Origin of the sequence: Streptomyces sp. SID14478, from assembly GCF_010548525.1 — a bacterium.
Classification (GTDB): domain Bacteria; phylum Actinomycetota; class Actinomycetes; order Streptomycetales; family Streptomycetaceae; genus Streptomyces.
Genome location: NZ_JAAGMG010000231.1, coordinates 1 through 2,229, shown reverse-complemented (window position 1 = coordinate 2,229; position 2,229 = coordinate 1). Strand labels below are relative to the sequence as shown.

The 2,229-nt window shown below is 74.0% G+C and carries 3 protein-coding genes; 1 reads left to right on the top strand and 2 read right to left on the bottom strand.

Annotation, left to right across the window (positions count from 1 at the left end):
• The coding region (locus G3I40_RS08515) for a LysR family transcriptional regulator (RefSeq protein WP_164301557.1) at nucleotides 1-314 on the bottom strand (314 nt) is incomplete at its 3' end.
• 183 nt (nucleotides 315-497) lie between these two features.
• On the opposite strand from G3I40_RS08515, the gene snpA reads away from it, so the two are divergent.
• A complete protein-coding gene (gene snpA, locus G3I40_RS08510; protein WP_164301556.1) occupies nucleotides 498-1,172 on the top strand; it encodes a snapalysin in 675 nt (224 codons plus the stop codon).
• 4 nt (nucleotides 1,173-1,176) lie between these two features.
• On the opposite strand, the gene G3I40_RS08505 is transcribed toward snpA, so the two are convergent.
• Nucleotides 1,177-2,229 (bottom strand): FUSC family protein (locus G3I40_RS08505; protein WP_203643684.1); only part of this gene is annotated, 1,053 nt, incomplete at its 5' end.

Below are 2,229 nucleotides of genomic sequence, written 5' to 3'. Positions count from 1 at the left end.
TTGGCGGTGGACCCGATGCGCAGCAGGCCGGGGCCGTCGGCCGTGGTGGCGGCGGCCGCGCGCACCTCCTCGACCAGGCCGTGCAGGCCGTCGACGAGCGGCCGGGCCCGGGTGAGCAGCACGCGGCCGAGCGGGGTGGGGCGGCAGCCGGTGCGCTCACGGGTGAACAGGCGGCCGCCCAGGAAGTCCTCGATGCGCCGCAGCTGGGTGCTCAACGACGGCTGAGTCATGCCCAGTTGACGGGCCGCCTTGTGCAGGCTGCCGGTGTCCTCGATCGCGCACAGGGCGCGCAGGTGCCGCACGTCCAGCTCCATGGGCGTCGAGCGTAAGGCGGTCCAGGGATACGCACCAGTAGGCCTCGGGCGTCTCCTGGGCCCCAACTGCCGGACCCACGCCTCCGGTCCCACCCCACCGCTCCCAACTGCGCAGTGATAGCCCGGAGTTATCACCAAGTGCCATCATTCCCAGGGGCCCCGCACGCCTCCACACTCTCTTGCATGACCATGACACCACCCCCCACAGTCATCCGTCTCCTCGCGTGCGCGTTCGGCGCGGGGCTCACCGTCACCGCGCTCGCGGCTGGCCCGGCCACCGCGCAGACCCAGCCGCAGGAAGCTCCGGCCCGGGCCCACTACGCGGGCTCCTCGGAGGACGCCGCCGCCAACAAGGCCTTCTTCCAGGCGGTCCTGAAGTCCGTCGCCGAGAAGCGCGCCGCGCACCCCGGCGCCGCGCAGGTCACCGTCACGTACGACGCCTCGGGCGCCCCCACGTTCCAGCAGCAGATAGCCAACAGCGCGTCGATCTGGAACTCGTCCGTGGCGAACGTGAAGCTCCAGTCGTCCGCCGGCGGCGGCGACTTCTCGTACCGCGAGGGCAACGACCCGCGCGGTTCGTACGCGTCGACGGACGGGCACGGCAGCGGCTACGTCTTCCTCGACTACGCGCAGAACCAGGAGTACGACTCCACGCGCGTGACCACCCACGAGACCGGGCACGTGCTCGGCCTGCCGGACCACTACGAGGGCCCGTGCAGCGAGCTGATGTCGGGCGGCGGCCCCGGCCCGTCCTGCACGAACCCGAACCCGGACGCGAACGAGCGGGCCCAGGTCGACGCCCTGTGGGCCAACGGCTTCGCCAAGGCGCTCCGCAAGGCCGAGGCGCAGCTGCGCTAGGCGGTCAGGGAGTTCCGGAGGGGCCCTCCCGGACGCCGATGGCCCGGGCTGCCGCCACCTCCTGACGGACGTGTTCCAGGACCGACTCCTGGGGTCCGGGCGGGCCGAAGTCCGCCCGGACCTCCTCCAGCACCTCGGAGGCGCGCAACCCGTCCGCCAACTCCCGCAACTGGCCCACGACCTGGGCCGCCTCCGCCGCACCCGGCGGCGGGGCACCGTGCCGCACCCGTACCTGCGCCGCGGTCGTCGCGTCCACGATGCGCTCGACCGCGACGACCAGGGGCCACCAGGCCGCCGCCCGCCTCCCCGTGGGCGGCGGCTCGGTCAGTGCCCGCTGGAACTCGGCGCGGACCACGGACAGGTCCCGGTACAGGCGGCGCCGCGCCCGCGCCCGCGCCGCCGGGTCCTGCGCGGTCCCGAAGGCGCACTCCACGTACGCGGCCGTGTCGGACACCGCGTCGGCGAGCCGGTCGCCGATCCGGGTGTGCCAGCTCTCCGGCCACAGCAGATAGCCCGCGACGAGCGCGATGGCGCAGCCCATCAGGCTGTCCAGGAGCCGGGGCCACAGCAGCGCCGTGCCCTGGTGGTTGAGGATGTCGGACAGGAGCAGGATCACCGGGGTGATGGCCGCGGTCTGGAACGCGTAGCCGCGCGGCGTCAGCGCCGGGATGAGCGGCGCGAGCAGCATCATCACCGGCACGTCCCACCAGCCGAGCGGCACCTCGGCGAGCACGGCCGCCGCCACGACGAGGCCCACCGCCGTGCCGAGGGCGCGCAGCACCGCCCGGGAGAAGACGGAACCGAAGTCGGGCTTCATGACGAACGTGATGGTCAGCGCCACCCAGTACGAGCGAGGCACCGGCACGAGCGAGACCAGCGCCTGCGCGATGCCGATGCACAGCGCGAGGCGCAGGCCGTAGCGCCAGGAGGCGCCGGACAGGAGGACGGTGCGGGCGGCGCGGCGGGCCCGCACCCGCAGGGCCGCCGGGCGGCCGAGCCGGTCGTCCACGTTGGTGAACTCGCTGTCCCCGGTGCGCGCCGCGACCTCGGCGGCGTG

Excerpts from the sequence above, each read along its gene's own strand:
- snpA (WP_164301556.1), top strand. The coding sequence starts at position 498 with ATGACCATGACACCACCCCCCACAGTCATCCGTCTCCTCGCGTGCGCG.